Origin of the sequence: Mycobacterium sp. (assembly GCF_052144515.1) — a bacterium.
Lineage (GTDB): Bacteria > Actinomycetota > Actinomycetes > Mycobacteriales > Mycobacteriaceae > Mycobacterium.
The window spans coordinates 1-4,878 of sequence record NZ_JBKQQD010000112.1; the positions used below are offsets into that span (position 1 = coordinate 1).

A 4,878-nucleotide genomic window follows, 5' to 3' on the forward strand; every position below is an offset into this window, starting at 1 on the left:
GGGTGCGTTCTGAACTGCACCAATCCATTTGGGTTCGAGTGGACGCCCGTCGACCCGTCGACTGGATCGCCGATCTAGTCGCACTAGAGATCACGCCCGGATCGCGGCAATGGTCCAGGCAGGTAGAATCGGTGCGCGCGTGAGGAAGTGGTCGGCTTGGCCGTTCGTCCGCAGCAGAGCTTGCATGCGCAGAATGCAGCACCCCATCCGCACCATCGCGAAAATCTCGTACCAGTCGAGGTCGACGAGCGTGCGACCGATCATCGCCTCGTAGCGTCGGATCACGTCGTCGCGGCTGTCGAACCCCGGCAGTTCCGGATCTGCGTCGAGGCCGTTGACCTCCAGCATCTGACGGCGAGTGGCCAGCCACCACGCGAAATCGGTCTCGGGCGGGCAGACACAGGCCTGCTCCCAGTCCAGCGCGCCGACGAGCTGTCCTGAGTCGTCGAAGATAGCGTTGGACAGCCGAGCGTCGCCCCAGCACACCGCCAAGGCGCCGTCGTCCTCCGGTTGTCGGCGGAGGAGCCAGGCGAAAGCCTCGCTCAGTGGATCGGGTACTTGGTTGTCGCTTCCCCATCGCGCGTACTCGCGCCACCACGTCAACTCGGCGGAGTTTCCGACGCCGCCGGGCCGCTGCAGCCATGGCGCTTCGGCAACCGGAACGCGGTGAAGCGCCGCAAGCGTTCCGAGAAACGAGTCGTGCACGTGTCGCTGGATTTCGCGGCCCGCGTCATGCAGCCAGCCGCGGGTCGCGTATGAGGTGTCTGACGGTGTGTGACCGACGATCCGGGGCATCACGAGGAATTTGGCGCCGATCCACACGCGGTCAGGCTCGTAGAGAAGCGGGGACGGCGTCGCGACCCCGTACTCGCGGAGTAGTTCCTGCGTCAGCGCCTGAGCACCGATGTCGTACTCGCGGAAGATGCCGCCCCCGGCCGGTGGTATCCGCACCACGTATTCGCTTGGCTGCCCGCGGACTTCCGCCGTGAACATCAGGCTTTCACTCGACCAGCCCGCGGCGCGATTAGCCACCTGCAGCTCGGACACCGCGGTCTCATCGCCGAATCTGTGCTGGAACCACGCCTCGAGACGCTCCCGCGTTTCGGCCAGATCGCGCTGAGCGAGCGTGATGCCTGCCATCCCGACAGAGTTACACACGATGCGTCGCATGTAAAGAAATCATTGCTTACGTATCTAAACCTGGATGTAATACGCTCGCCAGGTGACCCGACCCAAGCCGATCACGTTCGGCGACATCGAGGACACCGCGAAAGCACTGGCGGTGCTCGTCCATGGATTTCCGGACACGCCCTACACCTGGCGCCACCTCGGCCCTCAACTCGCCGAGCGCGGATACCGAGTGCTGGCGCCGTGGCTTCCGGGGTATGACGCCCCCGTCGACAGGAACGTCAGCGTGGGCACCTACGTCCGCCATATCCTCGACACCCATCGCGGGTACGGGGCAGACGATCGAGCGATACTGATCGGGCACGACTGGGGTGCACATGCCGGCTATGGAGTGGCGGTTACCGATCCAGGGGCATTCAGCAGATACATCGCCTTGGCAGTTCCGCCCGCGGCGGCACTGACGCGCATGTTTTCCTACCGCCAACTCAAGCGGTCGTTCTACATCTGGTTCATCCAGCAGATCGGCCTCGCCGACGCCGTGCTGGTTGAGCCCGGATTCTGGGAGTCGCTGTGGGCGGACTGGTCGCCCGGCTACGACCCGTCGGACGACATCGCTGAGCTGCGCAAACACGTCACTGCCAACAACATCGCCAACGTCATCTGCCCCTACCGCGCCTCGTTCAACCCGCAGTTCGCCGATCCCGATGCACATGCCGAGGAAGCGGCGACGATGCAGCCGCCGCCGGTACCGACGCTGTACCTACACGGTGCCGACGACGGCGGAATGGGCGCCGATCTGCTCGATGAATTCGACATGTCGGTGCACTTGCCCACGGCGGGGTCAGCATTCGAGATCATCGACGATGCCGGCCATTTCCTCCATCTGGAAAAGCCGGAGCTGATCGCTGCCAAAATCGGCGACTGGCTTGGCGCTTAACCGACCGCCTGAACCACGCCCCGTTGTGACGAGTGGAGGCCAGCGGCGTGGCGCAGCTCGGCCAGGAACTCCGCGGTGTTGCCGCCCCCGATCACGTAGTGACAGACGGCGATACGGACAACCGCAGCGGCCGCGATGCCGCTGTTCTCGCCGGGAATGATGCGGGCGATGCGTTCGTGCATGACGGGCAGCGCGCGCTTCATCTGATGGATCACGTGTTCGGGCTCGATGTCGGCCAGCGAGCCGAGCGAGTACGAGCTCTGGAAGTCCACGACGAATCGCAGTGCAGCATCCAGCCGGTCAGGTCCGCTCAATCCCGCCATCGCGGCAGTCATCCCTGCGTCGAAGTTGTCCTGTTCGTACAGGCCGAACGCTTCCAGCAGTCCCTCCTTGGAGCCGAAGTACCGATAGAGGGTAGGCCGAGAGACGTTGGCCTCGGCGGCTACATCGGACAATTGCAGCTTCCGCCGTCCGTCGCGCGAGAGCACGACGAACGTGGCCGCAAGGATCCGTCGTCGCGTCGACTGTTCGCCGTCGGCGAGCGGGCGAGAAGCCACCGTTTCCGTCCTTTACATATAAAGGTCCCAATGTCACACTGGCCCTATCCTAGACCCCGGCGTCCGGACCGGCATATGAAACACCGCTGGATGCCAATGTTAAGTCCCGCAACGGGGAGGTGGCGACCGATGACGAAGCTCGTCGTCCGCAAGATCCCCTGGGAGTTCGATGAGACGGTGCCGTTCATGTGGCAACCGGCCAACCCGAACTTCGGCCTGTTCTGCAATGCCTTCACGTTCATCGCGGTGCCCTTTGAGCGCTACATCGTCAGCGTGGTCCGAAAGGCCGCCGATCGCCTCAACGAGGACCCCGAAACCGCCGCTGAAGCCGATGCGTTCCTGCGCCAGGAAGCCCAGCACGCCGCGGCACATCGCAAGCACATGATCGCCCTCGTGGCGCGCTATCCCGAATTGGAACGGTGTTACGACGATGCCTGCAACGCTTACGACGAGCTGATCGAAGAGCAGCCGATCGAATTCCACGCCGCCTACATCGCCAACCTGGAGGCGACCTTCACACCGCTGTTCAAAGTCATTCTGGACAACCGCGATTCATTGTTCGGCGGAGGAGATCAGCGGGTCGCATCGCTGATGATGTGGCACTTCGTCGAAGAGATCGAGCATCGCAGCTCGGGGCTGATCCTGTGCCGGCATATCAATCCCGATCCTTGGTACCGCGTCAAACACGTTCGGTCTACGTTCGCCCACGTCGGCGAGCTGTCCGAGCGGGTGGCCAAGACGTTCGATGCGGTCGTGCCCCATGAAGATCGTGGGGCATCTGCTCAAGAGCTGATGTCGAATCTGTTGTTCAACGAGTTCAAATACCGCGCTCCCGGGGGTAGACGTCGACGCGCCCGGCGAACTGGCCCGCCGACGTTGTTCCATGCGGTGCCGACCACCCAGTTGGTCAAGATGGTGTGGCGACTAACGCTGTCCCAGACCCCAAAACACGATCCCGCCGACCAACCGCTGCCCGACTGGGCAGCAGAGTGGATGCGTCAATACGACCGCGGCACAGATATGACGACCTTCTTCGGCTCCCCACCCATCAACACTGCAGGAGAGTAATCGCTTTGCTGTCAACAAATTACGGCGGTTTGGTGCCCGAAGATGAACTGCTCACCCACCAAATCGTCGACACGTTCGCCACGGTCGCCCAGTCCGATCCATCGTGGACGGAGAAGATATGGACAATCGCGCACGCGCGCGACAACTCGCTGCAGGTCGTCCTCGGTATCGGCAAGTACACCAACCGCGGGGTTTTCGACGGAGCCGCCGGCGTCTGCCGTGGTACCGAACAATGGACGGTACGGGCCGGGCGGCGGTTGTCATCCGACCCAGCAGGCACCCACGTCGGGCCGATTCACTACCGCGTGGTCGAAGCGCTGCGCGCCATCCAAGTGAGCCTCGACGCGACCGAACACGCCCCAATCGCATTCGACGTCGAGCTGCGCGGCGACTTCGATGCGGCACTCGAGGATCCGTGGCCCGACCGCAGCCCCGACGGGTACCGCGTCACCCATAACGTGCTTCGGTACCACCAGATAGGTGTGGCAGCCGGTTGGGTCGAGCTAGAGGGCCACCGCACCGAAATCGTGGCAGACAAATGGATCTCGATTCGCGACCACTCGTGGGGACTACGCCCAGGAGTAGGCAAGCCGATCCCCGGCCTGCCCCGCGGCGGCCGCAAGATCAAACAGATGTTCATGACCTGGCTACCGATGACACTGACCCGCCAAGACGGATCTGCATACACGCTGTTTGTCATGTACCAGGAGGAACGCGGCGACGGATACCTCGAGATCCGCTGTCAGGCAGAGCAACAGAATGGCGACGGCACCGCGCACCGCTTTGCGTCCGTCGAACAAGACATGCACTTCCAAGACGACAACCGCCGGTTCACCCACGGCACCATCACGCTCATCGACAGCGACGGCGCCAAACGCCCCCTGACGATCACCGCGGCCGGGCCGACGGGATTCCACCTCGGCACTGCCGGCTACTACGGATGGAACGACTGGGTGTACGGCCAATGGGTCGGCGATCTCAAGGTCGAAGGCAACCACGTGAGCGACTGCGACAAGCCCGAAAACGCTCGCGAGCTCCATCAGCTCAGGGACCTTCTCGTGCATGTGGAAGATCCCGTCGGCGGAGGATCCGGTCTGGGCAACGCCGAGACCTTCGCGCTCGGGACATTCCCCGAACGCGGTCTTACTAGTGAGAACTCGTTTCTGTAGTACTTCCGAGGCTGCGTAG

Annotated in this window: 5 protein-coding genes; 3 read left to right on the plus strand and 2 right to left on the minus strand. The window is 63.2% G+C overall.

What is annotated here, in order from left to right; translation table 11 throughout:
* Positions 1-90: 90 nt before the first annotated feature.
* Complete coding sequence (locus ACLP9N_RS06915) at positions 91-1,140, minus strand: phosphotransferase family protein (protein WP_442406692.1); 1,050 nt, start codon at positions 1,138-1,140, stop codon at positions 91-93.
* An 82-nt stretch (positions 1,141-1,222) separates the two neighbouring features.
* On the opposite strand from ACLP9N_RS06915, the gene ACLP9N_RS06920 reads away from it, so the two are divergent.
* Positions 1,223-2,065, plus strand: coding sequence for an alpha/beta fold hydrolase (locus tag ACLP9N_RS06920; RefSeq protein ID WP_442383770.1), 843 nt, complete (start codon positions 1,223-1,225; stop codon positions 2,063-2,065).
* Here ACLP9N_RS06920 and ACLP9N_RS06925 read toward each other — a convergent pair.
* Positions 2,062-2,622, minus strand: a complete 561-nt coding sequence (locus tag ACLP9N_RS06925; protein WP_442406693.1) for a TetR/AcrR family transcriptional regulator — start codon at positions 2,620-2,622, stop codon at positions 2,062-2,064. The two genes, ACLP9N_RS06920 and ACLP9N_RS06925, sit on opposite strands and share 4 nt — an antisense overlap.
* 129 nt (positions 2,623-2,751) lie before the next feature.
* Here ACLP9N_RS06925 and ACLP9N_RS06930 point away from each other — a divergent pair, with 129 nt between their 5' ends.
* Both ACLP9N_RS06930 and ACLP9N_RS06935 read left to right on the plus strand, forming a co-directional pair.
* Positions 2,752-3,690, plus strand: a complete 939-nt coding sequence (locus tag ACLP9N_RS06930) for a metal-dependent hydrolase (RefSeq protein WP_442406694.1) — start codon at positions 2,752-2,754, stop codon at positions 3,688-3,690.
* A 5-nt stretch (positions 3,691-3,695) separates the two neighbouring features.
* Positions 3,696-4,859 carry a hypothetical protein gene (locus ACLP9N_RS06935; protein WP_442383776.1) on the plus strand — a complete coding sequence of 388 codons (1,164 nt, stop codon included), beginning with the start codon at positions 3,696-3,698 and terminating at the stop codon, positions 4,857-4,859.
* Positions 4,860-4,878 lie beyond the last annotated feature (19 nt).

Excerpts from the sequence above, each read along its gene's own strand:
- ACLP9N_RS06930 (WP_442406694.1), top strand. The coding sequence starts at position 2,752 with ATGACGAAGCTCGTCGTCCGCAAGATCCCCTGGGAGTTCGATGAGACG.
- ACLP9N_RS06915 (WP_442406692.1), bottom strand. The coding sequence starts at position 1,140 with ATGGCAGGCATCACGCTCGCTCAGCGCGATCTGGCCGAAACGCGGGAG.